Below are 25,321 nucleotides of genomic sequence, written 5' to 3'. Positions count from 1 at the left end.
TACCTTCCTTTCCAATATTTATGCTTTTATCCTAGCACGTTTTTTGTCTTGTGTATATCAAATATCGAAAATAGGCAAAAAATATTACCAATTTTATAAAATTTATTCATATAAAAAACTTTTTTGTGCAGTTCTACGCGTATGTAACCAATCCAAACACTTATTGATAACAACCGTATATAGAGATGCCAGCACATTGATACCAATACGCAGAGCCACCGCCATCGGCATACCAAATAAAGAGGATGCAATTGCCAGTGCTCCAAAGGTGTTAAAAGCCGTCTGCCATTTGTAGCCGGCAGAATATCCGACGCCAATACCACCGATAATACCAATCAAACTGTACATAGATTCCGGCAAAATCAGATACAAGGCAATAAAAAGCACACAACCTACAATATTAAACAGACCTCTATCCTTAGCCCTAGGCAGACATTCCTGTGTAAACGGCAAACTGACCGACATGCAGGCAATTCCTGCCCACATGGCGCGCGGCAAGCCAAGTATATTTACGATAAACATAGCACTTGATACGATCAGTGTTAATTTGATATACCAACGACTTCTGGCCGAATGCACATCAAACTCCCGGAAAAGGTCAAAAAAAGTTCTCCGATAAGGGCGATTTTTTTGATTTTTGTAAAAAACAGCCATGCAAATGACCATTCCGATAAACAAGCCAAGCAGACGCATCTGATACGCATGCCCAGTGACATCATAGCCATATAAAAGCAAATAGCCCAAAACGAAAGTGGAATGATTGTACATAATCACATTGTGACAGCCCAATATCATCAGCAGGAAAATACTGATCGTGTTGACCGCAAAGTCGCCAAATGCCGGTAAAACATTTGCCAGTCTAGGCCCCGCCATGAGAATCGCAAATATCCCCATGATGGAAAGCAGGCCATGCGTCGTCCTGATTCCAAAATCCGCCTGACGCAAAACCAAAAGCGCCAGTAAAACTGTCACCCCCACCACACTGTTCTCGTTTCCTGCCAACATGCTATAAAGTGTCACCACGGCAACACAAAACGCCATGACCAAATATACCTTGAAATTGTATATCAAGATATGGCGTCGTTTTTCTTTTTTATCTGTCGTGCTATGAATCAATTGTTTTGAGCCAACAGAACTTAATTGTAATTCTTGATAAAAAGTCATGCATTTTCTCTCCTATCTTTTGTAAAGCGAAGAGAATTGTACTGCAAATTTGATTTATTTGCAAGTGGGAAATCAAGCGCCTGCGGATATCGCTTCTTTCTGCCGCCTTGAACCATATAATAATTCATCGACATTTCCTTTTCCCACTGGTCTCTGCTGATGTTCTTAGGATTTTTGCTATACTCTGCAGACATTATTGAAGTCCCAGTTCATCACAATATTTATTCGTAATTGGCTGCAGATGATTTCCTTCTTTATCCTTATAGGTCAACAACACATTCTGCCATGCACGAATATCAGCTACTGAAATCTCACTCAAGACCCTCTTTTCAAAGTATGGTCTGATTTCAAGTTCGATAATGTACCTTTTCATGCTCATGGTACTTTCCCTAAGTCGAACCTCCATATCTTTATAGTAAATCTCCAGGAAATTACCAATTTTGTTGGAACCTTTCCCCTAAGTGTCAGATATGCCTGTTCTTCCAGTTCTTTGTTCAGGTTACCAATGATTTCATAAGCCGATGTCTGTTTTACTTCCAGAAGTTCACATATATCAGCCGCCTTTAAAAAAGTTTATTCTGCATACTCAGTACCTCCTGTATTTTGAATATTTATCTTTTCATATACTCTGTACTGACAGGTGCAAAACAGGACATCCTGTTTCGGATTTTGCAAAATTATCTTTTTTACGGTTGCTTCCATAATGTAGCTGGTATCCGGAGTTCATTGAAAAAGGGTATAAAAAAAACAGTTTGCTCCAACGGAAAATACTTCCTTTAAAACAAACTGTTCTTTAATTTCCACTAATTATATCTTTCTGAAATTAGATGATTTTGCAAAAATCTCGTCATTGTCCGGAATAAAAGCAAGAGAAAAAATAAATTTTAACTCCATTTGCACTCCACCGGGCAATTCAGAAGTCCCGCAAATCCTTTATTTACAGGCTTTTTCGGTATTTCTGTCCGTTATTCAAACTCCCCGCAGAGAAACTTATTATCCCTGTGAAGGCTTGATTTTTAAAGTTTTTAATGGCGATTATTACACCTTTTATCACAATTATTTTATGTTTTCAAAAATTTAGGTATCATATGGGTATCACATATACAATTTTCTTCTTGTGAATATTATTACTCATTTTTATTTAAAACTTGAATGATATCTGAAGAAATATTTCCCTTATATCTCATTGATTTGTACTCTTTATCAAATACTTTGTTTTTAATATATAAATAATTCATAACATTTCTCATATTTGTACTTGATGCATTGTATGTCTCATCCCCAAGCGGGCTATTCAAAATTATATCCTGTACTTCTTCCAACAAAAACGGGCTATTCATATCTATATCAAAATAGTAAAAAATCGTTGCCAGTACCATTGATACTCCTGTATGAAATTTAACCGATCTCTTGTCTTCTCCTTTAAATATTGCACTCGAAAATGGATATTCTATAAATTCAGATAGTTTTATAATAAACATATTAAACTGATTAAATTTATTCTTAATCTGCTGAAGGTTGCTATTTTCTCCATCCTTATATGCATTTGCCTGCACTTCTAAATACTTATCCGCTATTTCCACACCATCTTTATATATGACATTTGGACCATCATTAATTATACTAAATATAATACATAACTCCTGATGGTTTCGCTGCTTATTCTTTCTATCAGTTGTAACATTATATATTTTTATCAGTTTTTTTGACACCATATCCTTATCTTGGTTTTCAATATTATGGTTAAGGAAATTTGTTATATATAAACTTGTTTTTGAGTAAAAAGTTGCCATTGAAATTTCATGTTTTTCCAAAGGTTTAGTATTGCGATTATATCTCTTAAAAAGTTCAATCTCCATATCATCATTGGAAAATGCTTCAAACTCAAGAACAGACAAATGACTGCTTAAAATTCTAAACTTTATTTCTTTACTCAACTGCGAAAATTTCTTATTCTTAAAATCCTCATTATCTTTCAATAGTTCAAGTTCAGTTAATGCAAATTTATCCTTTACAAATCTATATATAGCTGTCAATCTATGCTGACCATCCATAACATGCCTCAACTGTATTCCATTGCTACCAGTTCTTACAAGAAAAATTTCAGGAATTGGAATTCCCACAATGATTGATTCAATTATTGAACTTTCCTCTTTTGCTTTTGAACGATATTCCCTTTGATAATCTGGACTCAAAATAATACCTTGCAAAAATTCCAGTTCTTCCTCCTCATTTAATTCCTCACTAGCCCTCTTTAAGTATCTTTCACCTTTATCTATGAAATTCACCATATCCTGAATAGATATTAAAGGTCTTGTATATTCAACATCTAATGGTAACTGCATTTTTTCTCTCCTTACATATGTTCTTTTATAAATTTTATTGTTCTCACCATATTATCCTTATCAGGATAAATATTCTCAAAAGTTATACCCAATTTAAATAACTCTTTTAAAATATTCTCTTTGCAATCTTTATCTATTATTGCAATCTTTGTATACTTTTCAAACATTCTATCAAGAGTATCCCTATGTTCGACCCTTAAAAAACAGCCTTTCTGAAAATGTATCCGTTCATTGCAATTTCCAACCCTAATAAAATATGATTTATCTGAATACTCTCTTTCCAAAGATGCCTTCATTTCATCATCAGAAAAGTCTACCAATTTTCTTTCAGCTTTAACATTGTCACGATTATACGATAATGCATCCACAAAGTATACAATGGAATGATTATCGGTATATTCAAAATCTTCAACTGCAAAAAGTAACGAAATCAAATGTGCTTCTGTAAAGTCTAAATAATTGGTCGGTAAACCATAGTGCTGCCCATATGCTCTTAACTCTTCAGCATTCTTTTTTTCTGTTGTTTCATCATAATACAATATACGCTGCTTAAATGCAGATTCGTATTGTGATGAATGCAGTTGAAAACTATCATTATATATTCTATGTAGCGATGGTTCTAGTTTAAATTTGCAATCTTTCTGTCCTCTTGAGACATAGTTATTTTCATCAAAATTACTAATAAAATCAATATAACTGCTTACATTATCAACTAAAATTATATTATCTATTGGCACTTTTAATTCTCTTGACACGGTCTCTACTACATTATCCCTGTTCCATTTATCTATTTCATCAATTTTGTTTTTTAATTTACTATTTTCTCCAAAATTATACTTAATGCATACATCCTTATCCGTAATTTCAATTTCATCTGGTTCTATAATTTTTTCAAATAAAGCAAGAACTGCCCTTTTCCTTTGTTCTTTTTCCTCATTTTCAACTTCATCAGTTATTTCTTCAATAGATTGATTTATTTTTAGTTTTTGAAACACTTTAAAAACCAAATCGTTCTTTTCTTTATCACATATTTTTTCATTAATGTACTCGGCAATTTGTTGATCCGTTATCTGTATCAACTCTGTTAAATCAACATCTTTCACCGCTTCATTTTTAATAATCTCTTCAACATCATCCGTGTCATCTATAATTTTATATATTATTTTAAATAATTCTTCCAGTATCACAGGTAATTCCTCCAATAGTACTTCATTTTTATCTTTATCCACTCCTATCTAAACCTTATCTGCAAGTTCAGCTTAATAAACATCTCACCATTTTCCTCGTACAAACTCATATAATCATGCCTACTTGTAGATGCACGTTCAAGAATGGTATTATCCAGCAAATACTGCTCAAAGAAATTTCTGTTATAAATATGATAAGCAAGAATCTCTCCGTCTGCTTTTACAATGATATATCCACCATTTGCTTCATCCAATCCATCCCAAGGCTTTGCGGGTTTCATTCCCAAAGCACAGGAACATAAGAACTTTTTAAATTTATATGTGTACATCATAGCATCTCCATATTCCAACGGATCCCTATCTCCAAGCATGTCCACTAACTTATCACATTCCTTCACATCTTCAGTATAAAAATATAACAGCATATTGCCGATGATTTCCGGCATGCTACTGTCTACCATAATTAAATTTCTCTTAAATCCATCATGATTCATTCCACAATACTCAATGTTTCCACCATACTCGGCTATTTTGGACATTTTATCTTTAATCTTTGTTCTGGTATCTATAGCATTAATTTCATTCGCCTGAGCTGACGATATGCCAGTCACTTTATAAATAAAATTGGTCGTTAAACCTGCATTCAATAATGTAGGTGCATTTCCAATTTCTGATTTAATCGAAAAGCCAACATTTCTAATATAGTTTGTATGTATATCTTCAATTTGCATAGAAATATCGGTAGTATCAGTAGATGGAGCCTTTATCTTTGTTACCTTTATACCATTAGCAAATTTAGCCACATCTTCAAGTTCAAAACTTCCGCTATGTGTAGCAATTTCGCTTAACAGCCTATCTGCCTGATTTCCCATTTCTTTTCTATCAATTGACAATATTCTATTAGCGTGCATTTCTACATTTATTTGATTATCACCAATAATATAATCAATAATCTCGCCCCTGGTTTCCTCTCGCATTATCTTGAGAATTGGATAGTATACATCTTCAATTTTTTCTACTTTTTCATTTGCTGCATATACTCTTCCCTGACTGAGCAATTTCATAAATGCATATAATTCTGACCATTCGCCTTTATTTCCAGACATTTTTGAATCTTTAGTTGTCATTTTCCAACACCTTCCTTATTTCTTTTGCTATTTCTTCAATAACATTAACCGTTACACTGTTGCCAAGTTGTTTATACAAATGTGTATCTGCCAGTTCAAGCTTAAAATCATCTGGGAACCCTTGAAGTCTTGCCCATTCTCTTGGCGTCATCTTTCTTATTCCTTCTCTATTTACTTCTCCCTTTATATGAGTAATTGGAGTAAAATTTGTCAATCGCTTATCAACAATTAAATTTCTTTCTCTTCCCATTCCTCCACACACAATTGCTCCTGCTTTTCCGTCAAGATCTCTTATTTCATAACCAAAGCCATTTCCTCTAGCTTCATGACGAGCTTTATGTCTTTTAAGTGTTTCAATATATACGGTTGAAAGATAATATTTTACACTTACTTCATGTTCTTCTATTATATCTCTGATACAAGTATTGGAATTTGTAGGTTCAGGGAAATGAAACTCACTACTATCAATGTTATTTCGAAATGCAACAATATATATTCTTTCCCTATTCTGAGGCACACCAAAATCTTTACTATTCAAAACCTTATCATATACTGTATAGCCAATCTGTTCAAAAGCTTTTTTTATAACCTTAAAGGTACGTCCACCGTCATGTATAGTTAATCCTTTAACATTTTCACAAAAAATAACTTTAGGTTTATGATATTCGCATATTCTAACAACATCCTGAAATAAAGTTCCTCTGCACATTCCCTTATAATCGTCATCGAATCCCATACGTTTTCCTGCAAGTGAAAATGCCTGGCACGGAAAACCCGCTAAACAAATATCGAACTCAGGTATTTCTTTTTCATCTATTTGTGTTATATCACCTGCAATGTCAAATCCATCATGATAATTCAATTTATATGTTTTCTGTGCATATTCGTCCCATTCACTTACGAATACTGTATTTATATTTTCTCCAAATGCTCTATCAAATCCTTTTCTAATTCCACCTATGCCAGCAAATAAGTCTATTGATTTATACATGTGAAATCTCCTCTGTTTCAATATCGTAATCATTATATTTCTGTTCAAATATAGTTTCTTCTATTACCTGTACACACTCATCGGTCTTCTTTATGATATCTTTTCCCCAAAAGCGTATAACAGTCCAACCCAGAAATTGAAGTTGTTTATTTATTTCATCATCGTGCTGTTGATTTTTAGATATTTTATTAATCCAAAAGTCTGCATTATTTCCCTTCTCCAACTGTGGTTTTAAAACCTCCCAGTCTTTACCATGAAAAAATTCACTATCACAAAATATAACTATCTTATATTTAGTGAGAACAATGTCAGGTTTTCCTGGTAATTCTGCATAATTTTTGCGATACCTATATCCTCGTTTCCACAGTTCCTTTCGAAGTCTTAACTCAATGGAAGTATCCTTCGATTTAATATTTTTCATATTTTTATGACGTTGTTCTTTAGTCAGTCTATCCAATTTATTCACTCCGATTCGTCAGGGACAATTTCGAGTATGTCTTCCATATCGCACTCAAGTGCTACACATATCTTAAGTAATATATCAGTATTAACATTTTCATTTCTTCCCAATTTGGCAATTGATGCATTACTTATCCCAGCTTTTTCTGCAAGATCCTTTTTTAACATATCTCTGTCTATCAACAGTTTCCATAATTTTTTATAACTTATTCTCATGTTTTCCTCCGAAGTCGAAACATACGTTCGTATATATATTACCACGCCGCAGTAGATAAATCAATGGTTATTTTAATTATTTATGAGTTCTCATATTTTATTGTTTGTTTTGCTCATTTTATAAAATCACCTTAGTCTTTCCATCACATTCCCTACACTCTCCAAAAACCTCTCCAACAGATTAACCCCATCAATCACAAACTGTTTCATAAATTCATAAGCCTTCTCCAACAACTCCCTTAACGACTTATTTTCCTCCTGCAGCCTCTGATTCTCATACATAACATCAATAAGTTTCTCCCTTACGTCGTCATCACCACCCTGACGAAACATATCATATACATTCTCAGCAATTTTGGTACGCTCTATCAGTTCATTTTCTTTAGAATAAAGTTCTTCCAGCTTATTCTTTTTATCCGTAATCATATCCGCATATTTAACATACTCATTCTCTGCTGCATCAATGTTATATCTGACTTTCTCAAGTCTATCCTCGTCAGCGGCTATCATATCAATATTCCTGTTATGACTCTTCTCAAGTGTAGTTATCTGATATGATATACTTGCATTACTGCTTCTAAGCTTAGTATTTTTCGACTGTTCTTCATTGTTTTGTTGCTGAATCTCTTCAAGTTTTCTGCTCTCCTGTGCCACCTTATATTCCGCAACGGTCAGATCATGATTCCGACCTTTTGACTTTTCCTTTATCTGTTCTCCAAACCAATCATTAACCCCTTTATTAGCGACCTCCCTTAGCTCGTCCTGCAGCACTCTTGACAAGACTTCTTTCGTAAATACTTTTCTCTTTGACACCTGCTTACGAAGTCCCTTTTTATAACCATCTGCCACAGGTACTCCCACTATATGCATATGTGGACTGTCCTCATCAAGATGAACTACTGCATTTGCCACTACAAACTGCGGAAGTTTCTTTTTTAGTTCGTCCAATATTATCTCGTATGACAGTTTTATACATGATTTCATATCATCATACTGTTTCCAGAACTCCCTGTCGCCTATCTGAATGATTATTTCTACTGCCATATCCTGCTCCTTGCCAGCGACATGTTCAAAATAATCTTCTATCCGGCGGTCTGGTCGTGTCTGCTTTTTATTATATTCTTCTAATCTATTTTAAGTTCTTTCTTAGCTGCCTCAAGTGTACGTTTAGAAATCCCTTCCTGTACCGCCTGTTCAATGATTTCTGTACTAAGAATCATTACATTTGCCCTGGAACGATCCCTTAGAAACTGCTTTGCTATCTCAAGTTTACTTGCTTTGGGTACTATACCTCCAAGCACTTCATCAGCTGTAATCTCATAATCACCACTCCAGCGAAATCCATCCTGCGTAAGTTCAAATTCTTTAGGATGTCCAAATGGTGCAAGGTGATTTTTTATCTGTACAACAGCCCTCATATCAGACTGTCCCTCTATTCTGCCGACAAGCATTACGCTCCTTGCTACTGCAAAGAAATCAATTGAACCCATACCGTGACCGTTCATGTAGATAAGGACGGTGCAATGGTCATTACCCGGAATCCTACCCTTGCTCCGTCGGTACAGAAATCAAAGTATGAACCGAAAGTACAGGAAGCCGATGTCAGTGTCAGTTCCGACACAGTTAAGGACGCTACCGCTTTCTTGGAAACATTCTTTAAACTCTATCCGACAGCTACGGAAAAGGAACTTGCCTACTATGTCAAAGACGGTGTGATTGCTCCTATATCCGGCGACTATGTATTTTCGGAACTGGTAAACCCTGTCTTTACCAAAGACGGCGACACCCTCAAAGTTAGCGTGTCCGTAAAGTATCTGGATAACAAGTCGAAAATGACGCAAATCTCACAGTATGAGCTTGTGCTTCATAAGAACGATAACTGGAAGATTGTAGAATAAATGTTACAGCAGAATAGTATGGTAATTGTTTATCCAATCTATACTATTCTGCTTACAATTAGATTGACAAAATAAGAATCCCTCTCATATGATTGGTTGCAATGGTATTGAGGAAATACAACCTTAAATGTATAATGGGAAAGTAGCATTGCAGGAATGAGGTAGGCTAATGAATCAAATATTGATTATTGAAGATGATTTAGAAATAAATGCGTTATTGGCTGATTTTCTAAAAGAAAAAGGATATGCTGTGCATTGCCAATATGATGGACTTCATGTTCTGGATTTTTTGAATAAAGAAAACATTGATTTGATTATACTTGATATTATGCTTCCTTATCGGAGTGGTGATATTATTTTATCTGATGTACGCAAGAAATTTACGATACCTGTTATTATTATTTCAGCGAAAGAAACTACACAAAATAAAATCGACTTGCTTCGTCTGGGAGCAGACGATTATATCACAAAACCTTTTGATATGGAAGAAGTGCTTGCCAGAATTGAAAGTAATCTGCGACGAGTACAATTTCAAAATAGCCAGACAGAATGTTTGCAACATAACAATCTGACTTTAGACCTAGAGAAAAATACAGCATTTTTGAATGGAATAGAATTATCCTTAACCGCTAAAGAATTTGGCATTTTAGAATTGTTGATGAAATATCCAGATAAAGTATTTTCAAAATCGAATCTTTTTCAAAGTGTTTGGGATACAGAATATATTGCTGAAGATAATACACTTAATGTTCATATCAGTAATTTACGCAATAAATTAAAAGCGATATGCTCTGATACAGAATTTATTGATACTGTTTGGGGCATTGGCTACCGCCTACATAAAGCTAAGGATTAAACGTTCCTTAGCTTTATTATTTTTTTAACTTTTCTCATTAACGATTTAAGAAATTCTTTAAAATTGCCCGTTATACTGGTTTAAGTAAAGGAGGTTTGGGATATGAGTTCAATTATTTTAGAAGCAAAGTCTTTAACCAAAGAATATAAACAAACATTAGCATTAGACCACATAAATTTACAAATAAAAAAAGGAAAAATTTATGGATTTATTGGTCAAAACGGAGCAGGTAAGACTACTTTTTTAAGATTAGTCACAGGGCTTGCGTTTCCAACAAGTGGTACACTTTCTTTATGGGGAAATTCTGGAACAGAAGAATTGCAGAAACAGCGTAAACGAATTGGAAGTATGATTGAAATGCCTGCTCTATTCCCGTCAATGACTGCCTATCAAAATATGGAAGTACAGCGTATTCAACGAGGCATACCAGATAAATCAGTTATTAAAAGGACATTAGATATGGTTGGATTGCAAGATACAGGTAAAAAGAGTGTCCGCAATTTTTCATTAGGTATGCGTCAACGATTGGGGATAGCGATTGCACTTTTAAATACGCCAGAACTATTGATTTTAGACGAGCCTGTCAATGGCCTTGACCCTGCTGGAATTGTAGAAATCAGAAATTTATTAAAAATTTTGAATAAAGAATATGGTATGACCATTTTGGTTTCAAGCCATATCTTAGAAGAATTGTATCAAACAGCATCAGAATTTATTCTGATTGACCATGGAAAAATTATAGAAGAGATTTCTGATTATGAATTAAATGAACGGTGTAAACGACATATAGCAATTAAAACAACAGATGTTCAGAAAACGGTTCTGGTTTTGGAAGAGAATCTTCATACAGATAACTTTAAACTAATGCCAGATGGCATAATTCGTTTGTATGATTATTTGAATGATTTAGAGACAGTTGCGTCTGCTTTGGCAGAATCGCACATTCTTGTAACAGGACTTTCTGTATCTGGCGATACTTTGGAGGACTATTTTTTGAGCAAAATAGGAGGAACAAAAGATGTCAAATCTCCTAAAAACTGAGTTATATAAGTTGTTTCACAGTTGGTATTTTTGGGGAATTGGAATATTCAATCTCCTTTTAAGTAGCATATTGCTGTTAGATAGTAAAGAACGCTCTTCAAACTTAATTATGGCATCATTATACAATATTCCGTTACTCTATTTTTTGAGTATAGTGTTTATAGCATTGTTCATTGGAAGTGATTTTAGTGGAAGAACTTTAAATACTTATATTACTGCCGGACATAAAAGAAGTTCTATATTTAGAGTAAAGTTAATTGTATCTCAAATAGGTTGTATTATCATTCTGGTATTTCCATTATTTGTACATGGAATTATTAGTCAATTTTATATTGGAGAAAAACTTTTTTGGAATGATAGCACATATACTATGGTTTTACTAACTCTGTTTGCCATGATAACACTGTGTGCATTACCGATGTTTTTTGCTTTTATTTTTCGTGATATGGGGAAAACACTGACAGTTTCAATGGTTTTATTTTTTGTTATGATTTTTTTGCTGAACAGTGAATCTGCACAAATAATCAGCAGAATAATACCAATGGGACAACTTAGGTTAATTTCATTGCAAAAGGTCTATTCGACAAACTTTTGCTTGTTTGTAGATCTTTTATGGAATTTTATTTTATATTTCATTGCAGGTAGTGCTTTTTTACATACAGACTTGAAATAACCGGAGGTGTTTTTATGGATAAATTATTAAAACTGGAAAAATATCAGTTGTTACATAATTCTATTTACTGGTGTAGTATGATTGGAATATTTATTTTAGGATTTTTTACAGCAGATACTTATGTTACAGAGATCATGGGATCGACAGAAGAAATTGCTTCTTCTCTTGCTGATATTTTTAATGGAATGGTGTATGATTCTACGTTTCTTCTTATCATCATGTCGGCTATACTTGCATTGATTTTAGGACAGGAATTTTCTAAGAGAACAATAAACTTAGAGGTCAGTGCTGGACATTCCAGAAAACAAATTTTTACAAGTAAAATAATATCGTATTTAATTGCTTTTAATCTTATGGCTCTTGTCTATCCAGTTTCAGGGTGCATAAGGGAATTTGGACGCTTTGGTGTTGTAGACGTGGGAATGTTTTTTTACAATATTATAAAAGCAATCATTTATTCTTGTCTGCTTAATAGTGCGATATTTCTAATTGCAATACTTATTTGTTGCTATTTACAGGATGCTGTAAAAGCAACCTCGGTTACAGCAATTATTATTTTTGGTCTTAGCTTATATCTTGGCTATGGAATGATGTTGAGATTACCAGTCGGTTTTTTACCTACTTATCAAATCAGAATCGTTGTCAGCATGAAAACCTTTTTTCAACCGATAGCTATTTTAGTAGGATGTATATGGTCTGGTATATTGGTATTGCTTTCGTGGATAAAATTTTGTAAATGTGATTTTAAATAGGTGGAGAAAATGTCTAACATAGAATGGATTTTAATTATCATAACAATATTTTTAGTAATACTGCTATTTCGATATATTCAATTAAAAAAACAAATCCGTAATCTTGCGGATCAAGTTAATGAATTGAATTCTGGAAATTCACAGCAGATGTTAGACATTTCGTTGATTGATAAAGATTTAGAAAGACTGGCTGGTATATTGAATCAATATAATATCAGACAACGACAGGCTGTTGCAGGCGTATTACGCAATGAAGAGTATTTAAAAGAATCTGTTGCTAATATATCACATGATTTGCGTACACCTCTTACAGTCATTCTTGGTCATTTACAATTATTGCAAAAAGAAAATTGGGAATCCAGTCAAGCACAGCGCGTAAAAGTGATTTTTAGCAAAGCCGAAAAAATGAAAGAATTGGTAGAGACATTCTATGACCTTTCTATTTTGGAGGAACAGCAGACAGTTCCAGAAAAAGAAAAGTTTAATATATCTAATATGTTAATAAATTTAATTACGGAAAATGCCGTTGCATTAGAAAAGGAGAATATTTTACCCGAAATAAATCTCCCAGATTATTCAATATACGTATATTCTGATAAAAATATGGTAGAACGAATTTTACAAAATCTGTTGACAAATGCAATTAAGTATTCTGTTGGAACGATAAAAATAACACTTATGGAGAAAGAAAATAATAATATTATATTTACCATTGAAAATCCAATGAGTGACAGTTCAGAAATTGATTGCAATCGACTTTTTGACCGTTTTTATACAGGCGATAAATCAAGACATAATGCAAGTACAGGATTGGGACTTGCGGTAGTAAAAACACTTGTTGCCATTCTTGGCGGAAATATTGTTGCAAAAGTACATGCCAATAGCCTTATTATTACTCTTGAATTATAAAGTATTGAAGATATATTCGTATGATAATTCATTGAAGAGTGGACATCAAAATGTAAAGTCAATAGTTTGTAAAGTTCAGTTACAAACTATTGGCTTTTTTCATTACTGTGTAACAAGTAAATTTACGATAAAGAAATAAGGATAGTCGGCTCTTATTTGTTGTCTGCGGAGCAGATCAACAAATAAATGTTGAAGAATCTGTATAGGAAAACAGAGAAAGCAAGAAGCAAATCACTTCTTATTCTCTCTGCTGTTCAAGATACCGTCAATCGTACCTTGAATGATTTTTAATTCATTCAAACTCTACAAAGACTAACGCTTTTTGTTTAGGAATTATTCTCTGTAATGTTTCTCGTTCTTTTGATTATTTGATATATCCATATTATCCTGCCTATACGAGCTAATGTTATCATTTTGTTATCGGCATTGATAACACCTACTCGATAACTGTGGATAATAACTATATGTAGCATGTCAAATTATAAGCTATTTTGCTTAGAGATTCAACACAAAACTGAAATTTTACTTTTCCTTATATTCATCTGGTATTGCTATTTGAAATGTTTCACACAACAGCATCACATCATGCACATCATTTTTATCGTGTTCATATCCCAAATGAAGCATTACCTGACTCAATGGTTCAATACAAGAAACAGTTATATCTCCAACTTTTCCAATACCGGAAAAAGTTTTTGATGGAAATATATCTCCCTCATAAACAATTCCGTCATCTGTAAATTCAAAACAATGTAAATCAATGATTCTTTGTTTATCATCTTTCCAGACAGTATGACCATCCGTTGTATAATCAGTATTTACTTCCTCAAATCCATGCTGCTTAATCACATAAATATAATCATGATAATGTTTCAGTTCAACAAACAAATCAATATCATTGTGTATTCTTGATTCTCTTTTAAGAAGTGCATCAACACCCCATCCGCCATCTAAATATACTTTAATTTCGTTTTGCAAAGCATATTTTATAATTTCACATGCATCTTCTGTACGTACCATAATCTATCCTCCAAATTCAAATCTTTGTATGCTTTCCAACTCACTAAAAGCCTGAAATTTGTCAGTCTTTCATCCTTTTTGTTATCAATCACCAATTAGCTGTAATCCATTAGGATTTAGCTGATATATTTTATCGCACACCTCTTCAATATACTTTCTATCGTGAGAAATGCTAATGACAGCCCCCGGAAATTCTCGGAGCATTTTTCTTATTACCGGACCGGACAATGGTGAAAAATTTCTTGTCGGTTCATCCAGAATAAGAACATTTGCACCACTTAAGCTCATCCTCAAGAGAAGCACTTTCGCCTTTTGTCCGCCTGATAACTCCCGAATCGGATGCTCCATTTCATCTGGTGTGTATTTAAGTGAACCAAGGTATGTTCTAATTCTTGTACGCTCTTCTTTATCTCCTGTTTTATCAAGGTAATCAACCGGTGTAACATCCAAATCCAGCAGGTCTTCATAAGTTTGAGGCATATATTCTGCTTTAATGTCATTCCGATTTAGGAGTTCTTCCGCTATCTTTTTTAGAAGAGTCGTTTTTCCTGCCCCGTTGGCTCCTATCATACAGATTTTTTCTGAACCTTTTATTTTTAAATGAATTCCTTCTGCTAAAATTCTTTTGCCATCCGGAGTCACAAGCTTTGAAAGTTCATATTCTATGACCGTTTTTCCTGCGGGAATGTGTGAGTTTTCATCCCCTAATTTGACAAAGATTGCTTCTTCCTGTTCCGGCATCTGAGTCATATTTTCATCTTCTTTTTCAAATCTTCGTTCCATTGCCTTAACCGTATGCATTTTGTCCTTTAAGTTTTTGGCAACAGACGGTGCTTGTCTGGTACAACTTCTTAATGCACCTTGTACACTCTGCATAACTCTTTGATATTTTTCATCGCGAATCTTTTTCTCCCTACGGTCACTCAGTGCCCGCTGTTTTTGGATTTCAAATTTATGAAGCCGTTCTTCCACATAGCGTCTATAGGGAAGCTTTGCCACGGTATATCTCGCCTTTGTTTTTCGTATAATCTGCTCGATATGTATCACCATGTTGGCAGTACGCTCTATCAGCGTTTCATCGTGTGAAATAAAAAGCACAATGTGCTTCCAGTCATTTATGATTTTTTCCAGTAATGTAAGCGTCGCAATGTCGATGTCATTGGAAGGTTCGTCCAACAACAGCACAGAAACATCGCGAATGAAAAGCCTCATAAGTTGTGTCTTGACTTTTTCGCCTCCTGAAAGACTACCCATTGTCTGGTTACTGTAGAAAAAATCATTTTTCATTCCAAATTTTCCCGCAATAACAGACAATTCTTTAGGCGTTTTCTCCCAGAATATTTCCTCTTCAGAAAAATATTCGTATATTGTTTTTTCCTTATCTTCATCGAGCATCTCCTGCGGAAGATAACCAAGACGTTCGTGTCCCATTATCCTTTCCCCATCTGCTTCTATATAGTTTTCTACAAGCGACGGATTGTATATCCACTTCATTAATGTCGATTTCCCATTTCCCTCTTCTCCAATAATAACTGCCTTATCTCCATCATTTAGCACAAGGTTGAAATCATTAAGAATTATTCTCAGGTCTTTTTTATGTGTTAAATTTAATTTTTTTATCTGCAACATTAAAGTTTCTCCTTTTCGAAGTCTGAGCCAATTATTATTTTGAACACACAAAAACGAGTCTTTTTTGCATACGCAAAAATAGACTCGCTAAATAGCCCCTTATTTCTTTTCCAAAAGGAAAACAAAGGAAATGCCTCTTGCGATAATCCAACTTAAGCGTACACAAAACAAACCTATTCTCTACAGGCTCAATAACTATATGTGTCTTACTTAAATCAAATTATCTATTAATCATTTCCTCACCTTACACAAAATGTGCCTTTCTTTCTTCTAATGGCAATACTATCATACTGTATTTTTTGTGTCAATACATTTCACCTTATGGAAGTGCAAATTAAAATTTTCACTTCCTAATTATACATCCAACCATTACGAAATTCAATCTTTCACAACCTCTTTACAACCACAACCACAGCACTCCAGCAAACGCAGGAGCACCATACCGTAAAACGCTTATGTGTAAATCAACTCCGTTCCTACAACTTCCCTCACACAAGCCTGAATATTATTCATTCTTCCAATCCATTCGTAGGGATTATCTTTCTTTAATTGTTCCGTCACATCTTGTCTGTCGGCATATTCCTTTACCAGTCGAAGAAACATATCCTCTGCTTGCTTATCGACTTCTGCAAGATAACTATGCAGCTTTCCGCTTGTCAGCAGGTTCATATATAACACTTTATAGTGTTCCTTTAAATGCCTTGCATGTCGTTTCCCCCATAAACCAATCGGCTCTATTTCTTCTTCGGCTGGTACTGTGATGTTCGGCAATAAATAATCACCCACCTGTCTATAAGTTCCGCCCATTTCTTCAAAAATTGTCTTTGTCATTTTCCTTTTCCTCCTGTGATTTTTGTCTATCGTGATCGTGTATTATCACGCTTGCGACCTTTAACTGTTCTTGCCTGCTCCAACAAATCATCTATCTGTTTGCGACCAAAAACCTTACGGAGCAGGCTGTAATCTTTATTTTCTGCTTTTAGGATTTTGTTTTCTTCGGTCAATCTTTCATTGACTTTCTCCAAACGCTGATTGGTGCGGTATAACTGTGCATTCGCTGTATTCAGCCTATGATAGTTGTCCCACCCCTCAAAGCAGCGGGCAAGCACCGTTTTGACAAGTTGCTTCAATTTCCTTACAACCGGCTCTGCCATTTTGGTTTATATGCCTTTGCAGTCATAAATTTCTCTGGTTCTGGCAACTGATATTTCGGTGCAGTATCAAGCTCTATTTCAAGATTTGACAGCTCGTCTTTTGCCTTATCATAGTTCAATACTCGTTCCGACAACACATCAAATTCAATCTGTTTCTGCTCGATTTTCGCACCTAATGCCGCCACTTCTTTTTCTCTTTCCTGCTTTTTATAATCCAAAACAGAAAGATGTTTTTCGTGTGTGCCTAAATGTTCCCACTCAATCCCATAACGTTCCATCACCGCCGCAAGCTGTTCTTTTTCGGACTGTATCCATTGCGACCACTCCGTATCGCCACGACTGCCGCCCTTAAAACCTTGCGTTGCAAGAGCCTGCTTTAGTGACACTCTTGTATCAAGTCCACGCTTGCTGCCTGTGGTAAAAGGTACAAAATCTATGTGCAGATGTGGTGTAGCTTCATCCATATGCAGATGAGCCGAGAACACCCGAAGCTGTGGATTTCGCTCCTGAAAACCCTGATAGTATTCATCTAAAATCTGCTTTGCCAGTTCTCCGTTTTCCGTATCGGCGTTCATATTTCCCTTACCGCCCACCTGTAAAATGATTTCGTGGAACGGTTTTTCCTGCTTGGAACTTCGGATTTTTTCATAATAATCTTTTATCTTTCGGTCTGACCTTATCTGCTTGGCATTGTATCTTTCCAATGCTTCATCAAACAATTCGTGATAAACTGTCTTTATATTTTCATTGCAGTAGTCGATATTGAGATGAGTACGAGTTCCGTCTACATTTTCTGCTCGGAACTTTCGGCTATTGTGATTGACCGAGCCTTTACCGACCATTGCACTTATCGTTCTCTGCATTTTTTCATCTCCCATCTGTAAATTTCAACATTCTCAGGTTTTGTTACTTTTGTCAAAAGTAACGCAAAAAGCACTTTGACGGGTACACCCATCAAAAATGCGACCTGTAAACAGGTTTTGCGTTCTCCGAAGGCTCTCCGAGGGGTGAGCGTGTGCCGGTGGCACACACGCCTGCGAACCGACCGAGCCAGCAGGCGAGACCAAAGAGCCGCCTTTGAAAAGGCACTCTCTGCACACTCCCCTAAACTTTATCCGGTGTCAAAGTGTGACGATGGTGACAATGTTTTTCACAGCGTGCTGCTCTCAAAAACATTGACACCTTTGACACCGTTTGTCACGCCGTCTGCTCGGTTTCTTTCCAAAGTGAAACCTTTCTTCCGTCGTGTGTGCGGCTGTTCTGATAACGGATACCGTAATCACGAAACAGCCTGCTTGCGTTGATACTGAGCCTTAAAGAAAGTACATTCGGCTTTATATCCACCGCAAGCCTTTCGCAAAGTTCCGAAGCAGTTCCTTCCCATCTGTCACTTTCCGAAAAGAGCGTATCCGCTATCTTCTCAAGCAGAGGTTCGGGCGGTTCTTTCCACATCTCCGTTTCCGATTTTGCAAAGTTCCACACCAATCGCTCGCTGTCCCTTACAAGATGGATTTTCATATCCTGCTGGTCTCTGCCAGCAACATCAAGTGTGGCATTGTTGGAAGTACGCTTGTCCTTACTGAGAACAAATGCACCGTCTGCCGCACCCATCAGACCATTCGTGCCTGAAATCATATCGAATATATCTTCCGATTTTTGTTTGCGTGTATGATGAACAATAAGCATTGAAACCTTGTAACTGTCTGCCAACGCTTTCAGCCTTGCCACAACATCATAATCACTTGCGTAGCTGTAATCTGCTCCGCCTGCTTCACGCACACGCTTTAAGGTGTCTATGATAATCAAGCCTGTGTCTGGGTGTTCCCTCATAAACCCTCTTATCTGTTCTTCCAGTCCGCCATTGACCGTTTTACATTCCGTTGCGAAATACAGATTGCCTGTCTCCTTTGCACCGAACATCTGAAACAATCGCTTCTGCAAACGTGGGTAATCATCTTCAAGGGCAAAATAAAGCACCGTTGCCTTACGCACCTTATACTCCCAAAGCGGTGTGCCTGTGCTGATATGATAGGCAAGCTGTGCCATCATAAAGCTCTTTCCCACTTTCGGGGAACCTACGAAAAGGTAAGTTCCCCTTTGGAGCAGACCGTCGATAAGTGGTGTCTGAACCTCAAACACCGTATCATACAGCGTTGTCATTGATACTGTTTTCAGATAGGAAGGGTCTAACTGTCTGAGTATTTCCCTTTGCATTTCTTCAAAAGATTGCTCGTACCCCTTGAAATCCGTATCCTGATTGACTATACTATTGTCAGTACATTTGGAAAGTGCTGTTCCGCATCTGTTGCCGCAGATACATTTGGAATAGTCATTTCTTTTTTATTCTCCATTCGCATCCTCTCCTTTCAAACCGCCGAGAATAATGGAAATCAGTTCTATTACACTCAGCAGTTCATCATCCACACCTTTTCCTGCTTCAATCCTTTTCAGTTCCGCAAGGCTGTGGCAAATTCCGTTTTCAACGCCTTATACACTCTCGGATTGCCCTGTACCACCACATCCTGATTTAAGCAACGGCGGTAACAATACTCCTGTTTTGGCAATCCTGATAGAGCTACAGCTCTGTTAATGAGTTCGTTTTCTTCGGGCGATACTCGAAACCCTACTGTGATATTCCTCCAACGATTTTTGTTATCTCTGTTCTTAGCTGACATTTTCAAAATCTCCTTTCCCTAAATCATCTAATTTTTCTGCCATCTCAATCTGCTTTGACGGAAAGAGGTGTGCGTACTGATAAGTAATATCAATACTTTCGTGACCAACTCGGTCAGCAATCGCCACCGCAGAAAAGCCCATATCAATCAAGAGTGAAATGTGGCTGTGCCGTTACGGTATAATAACGACAAACAGAAAAAGCCTTTATTTTCAAGGGGTTTGAGCGTTTGTCGTCTTTTATTCAATTCCTTTTCCAAGTTGAAAATTGACGAAAACTATAAAGAAAAAAGGAGGCTGTTTTATTAACGACAAAATTTAATAGTGCCAGCGGTCCGGCTTTATGTCTGACCGCTGGTTGCCGTGGGCGTTTCACTTTTATAGGTGGACGCCCTTTTTTCATACTCATTTTCGAGAGAAAGGAGATCCCCATGGAATTAAACGAAATGGAAAAAAAGCTGCTCTTTCAGGTTGAGGGCGATTATCAGACAAAGATCCTGAATGAACTTTATATGACCGTGCGGTATTCAAATAATTCCGAACAGCGGGAGGCGGCAGAAGGTCTTATGGCAAAACTTCGTGTTCTGTCAAATGCAGAGTGCATGGACTTGGTAAAAGATATTCAGAAGAATTACCGTCTGCCCTATCCAGCCCGGACGATTGGAGAAAAGATCGCCGAGGCCAGACAACAATCAGGTGCAGAAAAATTGAAGGGGCATGACATCATGGCGCTTGAACGTTTTGACCCGGAGGTAAGGCACATGATCATTTTTGATGTATTGTCTTACGATTCCCCTGTTGGCGACAAAGGCGATAAGATGCGCTTGTTCCTTACAGATGCCGGCTATCAGAAATTTTTAGAGAGCCAGGAACGGGGCGAAGTGAAACTGAAAAACCATGCGAAGGTCTCTGGCGGTCATCTCCATTATGACCACAGGGATCATGCCTTGTAACGGAATAGTCGAAGAAAGGAGGCGATACAATGGCAGTATTCCGTGTAGAGAAAACAAAGGACTTTACGATAATGAGCAATCACCATCTGCGCAATACGGAGTTGTCCTTAAAGGCAAAGGGGCTTTTATCACTTATGTTGTCGCTGCCGGAAGATTGGGATTATACCACGAAAGGACTCGCCCATATCTGCAAGGACGGTGTGGATTCTATCACTACTGCCCTGAAGGAACTGGAGCGGCATGGTTATCTCACCAGGCAGCGCCTCCGCTATGATAACGGGCAGTTGGGAGACATTGAATATACGATCCATGAGCAGCCTGTAAGCACCGAAAACACAGGGCTTTCACCTAAACGGGAAAATCCAAGACAGGTAAAACCTGAACAGGCAAAACCTAAACAGGCGGAACCTGAACAGGCAAATCCGGTACAATTAAATACTAATCCATTAAAAACAAAAAAATCAAAAAAAGATAAATCAATAACTTATCCATCAATCTATCCGGCAGAGCCGGAAGCGGCAAGCCGCACGGATGGGATGGATCGGATAGAGCTGATAGAAGCCTATCGTGAAATCATCAAAGAAAATATCGAATATGACTTACTGGTCTTACGGTATGGCAGGGAACGTCTGGACGAAACCCTTGAACTTATGCTTGAAGTGATTTTGTCGAAACGCCCTTACATACGCATCGCCGGAGATGATTTTCCGCGGGAGATCGTCAAGAGCCGGTTCCTGAAGATCAATTCCGGTCACTTAGAGTATGTCTTTGACTGTATCGACAAGAACACGACGAAGGTTGGAAATATCAAAGCATATCTGCTGGCGGCGCTGTATAATGCCCCGGCTACAATGGACAGCTATTACCGTGCCGAGGTCAATCACGATCTGTACGGCTGTTAGGCACCTTTGGGTGTCTTTTTTCATTCCATCACAGGAAGGAGGCAAAGCACGATGAAAAGAATCACTGTGCCGGTACAATGCCCGGCGTAACCAAAGAACAGATTCAGGCAGCGCGGGAAGCTGATCTGTTTACTTACCTGCAGTTCCATGAACCGGTGTGCTGAAACGGGATGGACCTAATTTCCGGCATAAGGAACATGACAGTCTGGTATATGTGACCGGGAAAAGGTACTGGTACTGGAACAGCCGTGGACAGAGTATCAATGCGCTGGACTACCTGATCCAGATTCGGGGATATGGTCTTGTGGATGCGGTTCATGCTCTGGTAGGTGGCGAAATCCGACATACACCGGCTTACCGAAGTACGGCAGAAATACAGGTATCAAAAGAACCGGAAAAGAAAGCATTCTCTCTCCCCTGGGCCAGACGTTGCGCGACCGCTGCGGTCTCCTATTTGCAGAAACGGGGAATCAGCTCAGAAGTCATTCGCCAGTGTTTACAAGCCGGGATTTTTTACGAAGCCCGGTATCATGGAGAACCGGTTTGTGTATTTGTAGGGAAAGATGATTCCGGGAAAGCGAAGTTCGCCTGTATGCGCAGTATCGGCGGCAATCTCAAAAAGGATGTCTATGGCAGCGACAAAGGATATAACTTTTGTTATCCCCCGCAAAGTCCGGGTAGCCGGCATGTGGCAGTCTTTGAAGCTCCTATTGATGCGCTTTCCCATGCAACGCTTCAAGAGCTGGAGGGATGGAAATGGAATGGTTACCGCTTGTCTTTGGGAGGTACTTCCCATGTGGCGCTGACTTCTTTTCTGGAACGCCACCCGGAGATCCGGCGTGTTACCCTTTATATGGACCACGATCTTGCCGGATTTGTCAATGCCCGGAAAATCAAGACCATGCTCCACGAGGATAAACGTTTCCGTCATATCCGGGTAAGTGTCAACCCTCCCCGGATGGGAAAAGATTACAATGAAAAATTGCTGGAGGTTCGGGAACAACTGCAAACCAGCCAGCACCAACGCCGCCCAAAAGAGGCGGCTGTTTCAATTTAGGGAGGATTTCAACATGAATGGATCTCAACAGATCTGCTTTACAGACAGCGCCGGAAAAGCGCTGTTTTCTATTCCTGACAATGGTTTACTTTGCCTGTTCTATGGAAACGGGGACAGGCATTTTGCTGTTTGCCATCGTCTGGATGACACCCATGCAGAAATTGACGGGGTAAATTATTCGATGCCGGACTTTGCCAAAAGGATGAAACACAACCAGATCGGCTTTGCCCCGGCATAGGGCTGGAAAACAAATAACAGGAGGATTTGAAAATGAAAAAAATTGAAAATACCGCTTTGCAGATGATTGCCGAGGCTTCCCGGTGTCCAGACTACGGCCCCGATATGGTTAAATCGCTGATGAAAAAGCTGGACATGAACGAAAAGGGCTTTGCGCTTTTGATGAATGTTGCCCCATTCACAGTGCGTCTTTGGACCAGCGGAGCTGCACAGCCCTGCGGCACAGCAAAACGCCTCATGCAGATTTATGAAACCGGTCCGGAGATTGTTGGCAAGATTGCCAGAGGGCAGCTACCGGCAGATGGGAGGGATTGATGAATGACGGAGACAGATAGCCAGCCGATTGCGGAAAATGAGCAGGTCAAAGAGCTGCTTGCTCTCCTAAAAGACAACAATACACCGGGATATGAAGAATTTGCCAAGCTAATCGAGCATGTGACCGGGATGGAGCAGCGTCTTTTGGAGGCAACCGAGGAACTAAAGGCAGTGCGTCAGGAAATGCAGGGATTACAGAACCATTCCCTGAAAGATACTCTCCAAAAGAGCTGTAAAGCTATGGAGATGAATATTTCCGTTATGCGTCACCGTCTTTCCGAACTCAAAGGCCAGATCATAAACGGGTGCAGGAATATCCTTGCCGATTTCAGGGAACGAGGTACTGTTGCTTTGAATGGGATCACACAGTTTTTACATGTCAGACCGGTGTTGGAGTCCATTCAAAGTGCAGCAGAAAAAAGTATGCAGGCCAACAACAGGGCTGTTGCCAGAATTGACGCTTTCAGTACGGAATATCACGAAATGGAGCGGCATCTCAAAAATATGGGCCGTGCTATTCAAGGAAAACCTGCGGAGACAGACGCAAAAGAAAATGGAAAGATTGCCAGGGTGTTCAAAGGTGCTTTCAAAGTGGAGGGCGCTCTTATATCCTCCATTAACCGTAATGCGGAGTGGGCACTTAATACCCTTGCCCGGTTGGAACAGACTGCGGAAAGGCGCCCTTCTGTTTTGGAAGCAATGCGGGAACAGGCAGCAAAAACGGAACCGGCAAAAAAGCAGCCGGCATCTTCCCATGATAAGGAAAGCCGGTAATTGTCAGGTTCACATGAAAGGAGGAATTTGATTGAATCAGGAACCACTACCGCAGATTCATTTGATCCGTGATACAGACTTATCCATCTTTGCGTATGAGCTCCATATTTTTGCCGGAGATTTTCTTAGGGAATGCGAATTTAATATGCGTTCTCTGGCGACAAATACCGGGGCTGATTCCATTGCCATCATGGAGAAAAATCACATGTGGCTTTCCGACGCTTTGTTTGCTTATTGTTCTACGGCGGATCTTCATCAAATGATCTCAACAACGGAGTTTATCGGAGCGAGGGTTTTCCTGTTTCATACGGATCGCAGAGAGGGCGGTCACTTGTACGGAGATGTCCTGATGATGGATTTAGACACGCTGCGGCAGGATATAAAAAGAAATATCCTCTATCCCTGCGGCGTCAATGTCGAACGCAAAGATGGTTCAGCGGCTACGGTCAGCCTGAAAGAATGGACTGAAATGGAGCTTTACGAAAAAGATGCTCTGAAAAGTTGGGGATTTTCTTATGCCCCGAATCAAGTTACGGAATGGCAGTACCACTATTCCACGATGTTCAGACAGTGGATGGATCAGGCATTTCGTTATATGCCCCAGGATTTAGAAGAACGCCTGAATATGCAATATATGGAGGCAGCCCAGAACCCGGATATGGATAAGTACCGCATACCACAGGGAACGGCAAAACAGATGCTTCTTTATGACGAAGCCCCTGTGTATCGCCTTCTTCCATCCGGTTCGGAGAAAATTGCGCCCATTGCGGCAGTCTCTACGGGCCTGTGGTATGAAAATTACCGGGAGTTTGCCATTGCACCGGAGGATTTAGGCGCTCTGGACAAACTGATCCGCAGGGAAACTGACCGGCTCACAGGAAACCTCCCACAACTTCTCAAAAACGAAGAACGCCGCCCTGCCCCGGAGCGATAAGAATTCTACACAGACTGGAGGTGATGAAGATTGGCAGGAGTGCATGAAGATTTCG

27 protein-coding genes and 5 pseudogenes are annotated in these 25,321 nt (G+C 38.1%); 13 read left to right on the top strand and 19 right to left on the bottom strand.

Going from position 1 to position 25,321, the window contains the following annotated elements:
* Positions 1-102: 102 nt before the first annotated feature.
* From DW996_RS10950 to DW996_RS10900, 11 genes and pseudogenes are all read right to left on the bottom strand, one after another.
* A complete protein-coding gene (locus DW996_RS10950; protein ID WP_118535745.1) occupies positions 103-1,164 on the bottom strand; it encodes an FUSC family protein in 1,062 nt (353 codons plus the stop codon).
* On the bottom strand, positions 1,161-1,292 hold the full coding sequence (locus DW996_RS13660; protein ID WP_279220164.1) for a hypothetical protein: 132 nt from the start codon (positions 1,290-1,292) through the stop codon (positions 1,161-1,163). The genes DW996_RS10950 and DW996_RS13660 overlap by 4 nt, the downstream gene beginning before the upstream one ends.
* A gap of 65 nt (positions 1,293-1,357) precedes the next feature.
* On the bottom strand, positions 1,358-1,570 hold the full coding sequence (locus DW996_RS13460; protein ID WP_243098760.1) for an N-terminal phage integrase SAM-like domain-containing protein: 213 nt from the start codon (positions 1,568-1,570) through the stop codon (positions 1,358-1,360).
* 721 nt (positions 1,571-2,291) lie between these two features.
* Complete coding sequence (locus DW996_RS10935; protein WP_118535743.1) at positions 2,292-3,509, bottom strand: DUF262 domain-containing protein; 1,218 nt, start codon at positions 3,507-3,509, stop codon at positions 2,292-2,294.
* A gap of 11 nt (positions 3,510-3,520) precedes the next feature.
* Positions 3,521-4,696: an FRG domain-containing protein gene (locus tag DW996_RS10930; protein WP_158575322.1), complete on the bottom strand. Its 1,176-nt coding sequence runs from the start codon at positions 4,694-4,696 to the stop codon at positions 3,521-3,523.
* Positions 4,697-4,740: 44 nt separating this feature from the next.
* Positions 4,741-5,823, bottom strand: a complete 1,083-nt coding sequence (locus DW996_RS10925; RefSeq protein WP_243098759.1) for an HpaII family restriction endonuclease — start codon at positions 5,821-5,823, stop codon at positions 4,741-4,743.
* A complete protein-coding gene (locus DW996_RS10920; RefSeq protein WP_118535739.1) occupies positions 5,813-6,814 on the bottom strand; it encodes a DNA cytosine methyltransferase in 1,002 nt (333 codons plus the stop codon). Before DW996_RS10920 ends, DW996_RS10925 begins: the two co-directional genes overlap by 11 nt.
* The gene (locus tag DW996_RS10915) at positions 6,807-7,271 is read right to left on the bottom strand and encodes a very short patch repair endonuclease (RefSeq protein WP_118535845.1); all 465 of its coding nucleotides are present in this window, start codon (positions 7,269-7,271) and stop codon (positions 6,807-6,809) included. Before DW996_RS10915 ends, DW996_RS10920 begins: the two co-directional genes overlap by 8 nt.
* A gap of 5 nt (positions 7,272-7,276) precedes the next feature.
* Positions 7,277-7,489, bottom strand: a complete 213-nt coding sequence (locus DW996_RS10910) for a helix-turn-helix domain-containing protein (protein ID WP_118535737.1) — start codon at positions 7,487-7,489, stop codon at positions 7,277-7,279.
* Between the two features lie 126 nt (positions 7,490-7,615).
* The gene (locus DW996_RS13455) at positions 7,616-8,575 is read right to left on the bottom strand and encodes a plasmid recombination protein (protein WP_243098769.1); all 960 of its coding nucleotides are present in this window, start codon (positions 8,573-8,575) and stop codon (positions 7,616-7,618) included.
* A gap of 38 nt (positions 8,576-8,613) precedes the next feature.
* Positions 8,614-8,982, bottom strand: a pseudogene (locus tag DW996_RS10900) (hypothetical protein); the annotation flags it as partial.
* On the opposite strand from DW996_RS10900, the pseudogene DW996_RS10895 reads away from it, so the two are divergent.
* From DW996_RS10895 to DW996_RS10870, 6 genes and pseudogenes are all read left to right on the top strand, one after another.
* Positions 8,974-9,387 (top strand): annotated as a pseudogene (locus DW996_RS10895) (conjugal transfer protein); the annotation flags it as partial. The pseudogenes DW996_RS10900 and DW996_RS10895 overlap by 9 nt on opposite strands.
* 169 nt (positions 9,388-9,556) lie before the next feature.
* A complete protein-coding gene (locus DW996_RS10890) occupies positions 9,557-10,243 on the top strand; it encodes a response regulator transcription factor (RefSeq protein ID WP_118280157.1) in 687 nt (228 codons plus the stop codon).
* 102 nt (positions 10,244-10,345) lie between these two features.
* A complete protein-coding gene (locus tag DW996_RS10885; protein WP_118535735.1) occupies positions 10,346-11,284 on the top strand; it encodes an ABC transporter ATP-binding protein in 939 nt (312 codons plus the stop codon).
* Positions 11,262-11,957, top strand: coding sequence for an ABC transporter permease (locus tag DW996_RS10880; RefSeq protein ID WP_118280159.1), 696 nt, complete (start codon positions 11,262-11,264; stop codon positions 11,955-11,957). The genes DW996_RS10885 and DW996_RS10880 overlap by 23 nt, the downstream gene beginning before the upstream one ends.
* Positions 11,958-11,971: 14 nt before the next feature.
* On the top strand, positions 11,972-12,709 hold the full coding sequence (locus DW996_RS10875) for an ABC transporter permease (protein WP_118535733.1): 738 nt from the start codon (positions 11,972-11,974) through the stop codon (positions 12,707-12,709).
* Positions 12,710-12,718: 9 nt separating this feature from the next.
* Positions 12,719-13,618: a sensor histidine kinase gene (locus tag DW996_RS10870; RefSeq protein ID WP_118535731.1), complete on the top strand. Its 900-nt coding sequence runs from the start codon at positions 12,719-12,721 to the stop codon at positions 13,616-13,618.
* 231 nt (positions 13,619-13,849) lie between these two features.
* Here DW996_RS10870 and DW996_RS15055 read toward each other — a convergent pair whose 3' ends face one another.
* From DW996_RS15055 to DW996_RS10830, 8 genes and pseudogenes are all read right to left on the bottom strand, one after another.
* Positions 13,850-13,918, bottom strand: coding sequence for a hypothetical protein (locus DW996_RS15055; RefSeq protein WP_442969957.1), 69 nt, complete (start codon positions 13,916-13,918; stop codon positions 13,850-13,852).
* A 222-nt stretch (positions 13,919-14,140) separates the two neighbouring features.
* On the bottom strand, positions 14,141-14,638 hold the full coding sequence (locus DW996_RS10860) for a nucleotidyltransferase domain-containing protein (RefSeq protein ID WP_009247521.1): 498 nt from the start codon (positions 14,636-14,638) through the stop codon (positions 14,141-14,143).
* A gap of 84 nt (positions 14,639-14,722) precedes the next feature.
* Entirely contained in the window at positions 14,723-16,267 is a 1,545-nt protein-coding gene (locus DW996_RS10855; protein ID WP_009247522.1) for an ATP-binding cassette domain-containing protein, read from the bottom strand.
* Between the two features lie 453 nt (positions 16,268-16,720).
* A complete protein-coding gene (locus tag DW996_RS10850) occupies positions 16,721-17,098 on the bottom strand; it encodes a TnpV protein (protein ID WP_009247523.1) in 378 nt (125 codons plus the stop codon).
* A 26-nt stretch (positions 17,099-17,124) separates the two neighbouring features.
* Positions 17,125-18,263, bottom strand: a pseudogene (locus tag DW996_RS10845) (plasmid recombination protein).
* A gap of 355 nt (positions 18,264-18,618) precedes the next feature.
* Positions 18,619-19,581 carry an AAA family ATPase gene (locus DW996_RS10840; RefSeq protein ID WP_330428926.1) on the bottom strand — a complete coding sequence of 321 codons (963 nt, stop codon included), beginning with the start codon at positions 19,579-19,581 and terminating at the stop codon, positions 18,619-18,621.
* 180 nt (positions 19,582-19,761) lie between these two features.
* A pseudogene (locus DW996_RS10835) lies at positions 19,762-20,096 on the bottom strand (plasmid mobilization protein).
* A pseudogene (locus tag DW996_RS10830) lies at positions 20,086-20,268 on the bottom strand (site-specific integrase); the annotation flags it as partial. The pseudogenes DW996_RS10835 and DW996_RS10830, both read right to left, overlap by 11 nt.
* A 257-nt stretch (positions 20,269-20,525) precedes the next feature.
* Here DW996_RS10830 and DW996_RS10825 point away from each other — a divergent pair.
* From DW996_RS10825 to DW996_RS10795, 7 genes are all read left to right on the top strand, one after another.
* Positions 20,526-21,047: a DUF5720 family protein gene (locus tag DW996_RS10825; RefSeq protein ID WP_117514329.1), complete on the top strand. Its 522-nt coding sequence runs from the start codon at positions 20,526-20,528 to the stop codon at positions 21,045-21,047.
* A gap of 29 nt (positions 21,048-21,076) precedes the next feature.
* A complete protein-coding gene (locus DW996_RS10820) occupies positions 21,077-21,949 on the top strand; it encodes a DUF6017 domain-containing protein (RefSeq protein WP_117514327.1) in 873 nt (290 codons plus the stop codon).
* Between the two features lie 157 nt (positions 21,950-22,106).
* A complete protein-coding gene (locus tag DW996_RS10815; RefSeq protein ID WP_243098758.1) occupies positions 22,107-23,006 on the top strand; it encodes a DUF3991 domain-containing protein in 900 nt (299 codons plus the stop codon).
* Between the two features lie 13 nt (positions 23,007-23,019).
* Entirely contained in the window at positions 23,020-23,244 is a 225-nt protein-coding gene (locus tag DW996_RS10810) for a hypothetical protein (RefSeq protein WP_117514323.1), read from the top strand.
* Positions 23,245-23,276: 32 nt separating this feature from the next.
* Complete coding sequence (locus DW996_RS10805; RefSeq protein ID WP_118535727.1) at positions 23,277-23,558, top strand: helix-turn-helix domain-containing protein; 282 nt, start codon at positions 23,277-23,279, stop codon at positions 23,556-23,558.
* Positions 23,559-23,561: 3 nt separating this feature from the next.
* Positions 23,562-24,332, top strand: coding sequence for a DUF6674 family protein (locus DW996_RS10800; protein WP_117514319.1), 771 nt, complete (start codon positions 23,562-23,564; stop codon positions 24,330-24,332).
* A 31-nt stretch (positions 24,333-24,363) separates the two neighbouring features.
* Positions 24,364-25,266 (top strand): hypothetical protein, encoded by a 903-nt coding sequence (locus tag DW996_RS10795; protein WP_118427270.1) that lies wholly within the window; start codon positions 24,364-24,366, stop codon positions 25,264-25,266.
* The last annotated feature ends 55 nt before the right edge of the window (positions 25,267-25,321 follow it).

Source organism: Roseburia sp. AM51-8 (assembly GCF_003478275.1).
GTDB classification, from domain to species: domain Bacteria; phylum Bacillota; class Clostridia; order Lachnospirales; family Lachnospiraceae; genus Pararoseburia; species Pararoseburia lenta.
This window is presented reverse-complemented; position numbering and strand designations above follow the sequence as displayed.

Coding starts and splice junctions, on each gene's coding strand:
- DW996_RS10875 (WP_118535733.1), top strand. CDS start 11,972: ATGGATAAATTATTAAAACTGGAAAAATATCAGTTGTTACATAATTCT.
- DW996_RS13460 (WP_243098760.1), bottom strand. CDS start 1,570: ATGGAGGTTCGACTTAGGGAAAGTACCATGAGCATGAAAAGGTACATT.
- DW996_RS10920 (WP_118535739.1), bottom strand. CDS start 6,814: ATGTATAAATCAATAGACTTATTTGCTGGCATAGGTGGAATTAGAAAA.
- DW996_RS10855 (WP_009247522.1), bottom strand. CDS start 16,267: ATGTTGCAGATAAAAAAATTAAATTTAACACATAAAAAAGACCTGAGA.
- DW996_RS10840 (WP_330428926.1), bottom strand. CDS start 19,581: ATGACAACGCTGTATGATACGGTGTTTGAGGTTCAGACACCACTTATC.
- DW996_RS10885 (WP_118535735.1), top strand. CDS start 10,346: ATGAGTTCAATTATTTTAGAAGCAAAGTCTTTAACCAAAGAATATAAA.
- DW996_RS10925 (WP_243098759.1), bottom strand. CDS start 5,823: ATGACAACTAAAGATTCAAAAATGTCTGGAAATAAAGGCGAATGGTCA.
- DW996_RS10805 (WP_118535727.1), top strand. CDS start 23,277: ATGAAAAAAATTGAAAATACCGCTTTGCAGATGATTGCCGAGGCTTCC.
- DW996_RS10860 (WP_009247521.1), bottom strand. CDS start 14,638: ATGGTACGTACAGAAGATGCATGTGAAATTATAAAATATGCTTTGCAA.
- DW996_RS10880 (WP_118280159.1), top strand. CDS start 11,262: ATGTCAAATCTCCTAAAAACTGAGTTATATAAGTTGTTTCACAGTTGG.
- DW996_RS10825 (WP_117514329.1), top strand. CDS start 20,526: ATGGAATTAAACGAAATGGAAAAAAAGCTGCTCTTTCAGGTTGAGGGC.
- DW996_RS10820 (WP_117514327.1), top strand. CDS start 21,077: ATGGCAGTATTCCGTGTAGAGAAAACAAAGGACTTTACGATAATGAGC.
- DW996_RS10935 (WP_118535743.1), bottom strand. CDS start 3,509: ATGCAGTTACCATTAGATGTTGAATATACAAGACCTTTAATATCTATT.
- DW996_RS10890 (WP_118280157.1), top strand. CDS start 9,557: ATGAATCAAATATTGATTATTGAAGATGATTTAGAAATAAATGCGTTA.
- DW996_RS10800 (WP_117514319.1), top strand. CDS start 23,562: ATGACGGAGACAGATAGCCAGCCGATTGCGGAAAATGAGCAGGTCAAA.
- DW996_RS10810 (WP_117514323.1), top strand. CDS start 23,020: ATGAATGGATCTCAACAGATCTGCTTTACAGACAGCGCCGGAAAAGCG.
- DW996_RS10950 (WP_118535745.1), bottom strand. CDS start 1,164: ATGACTTTTTATCAAGAATTACAATTAAGTTCTGTTGGCTCAAAACAA.
- DW996_RS13660 (WP_279220164.1), bottom strand. CDS start 1,292: ATGAATTATTATATGGTTCAAGGCGGCAGAAAGAAGCGATATCCGCAG.
- DW996_RS10850 (WP_009247523.1), bottom strand. CDS start 17,098: ATGACAAAGACAATTTTTGAAGAAATGGGCGGAACTTATAGACAGGTG.
- DW996_RS10910 (WP_118535737.1), bottom strand. CDS start 7,489: ATGAGAATAAGTTATAAAAAATTATGGAAACTGTTGATAGACAGAGAT.
- DW996_RS10870 (WP_118535731.1), top strand. CDS start 12,719: ATGTCTAACATAGAATGGATTTTAATTATCATAACAATATTTTTAGTA.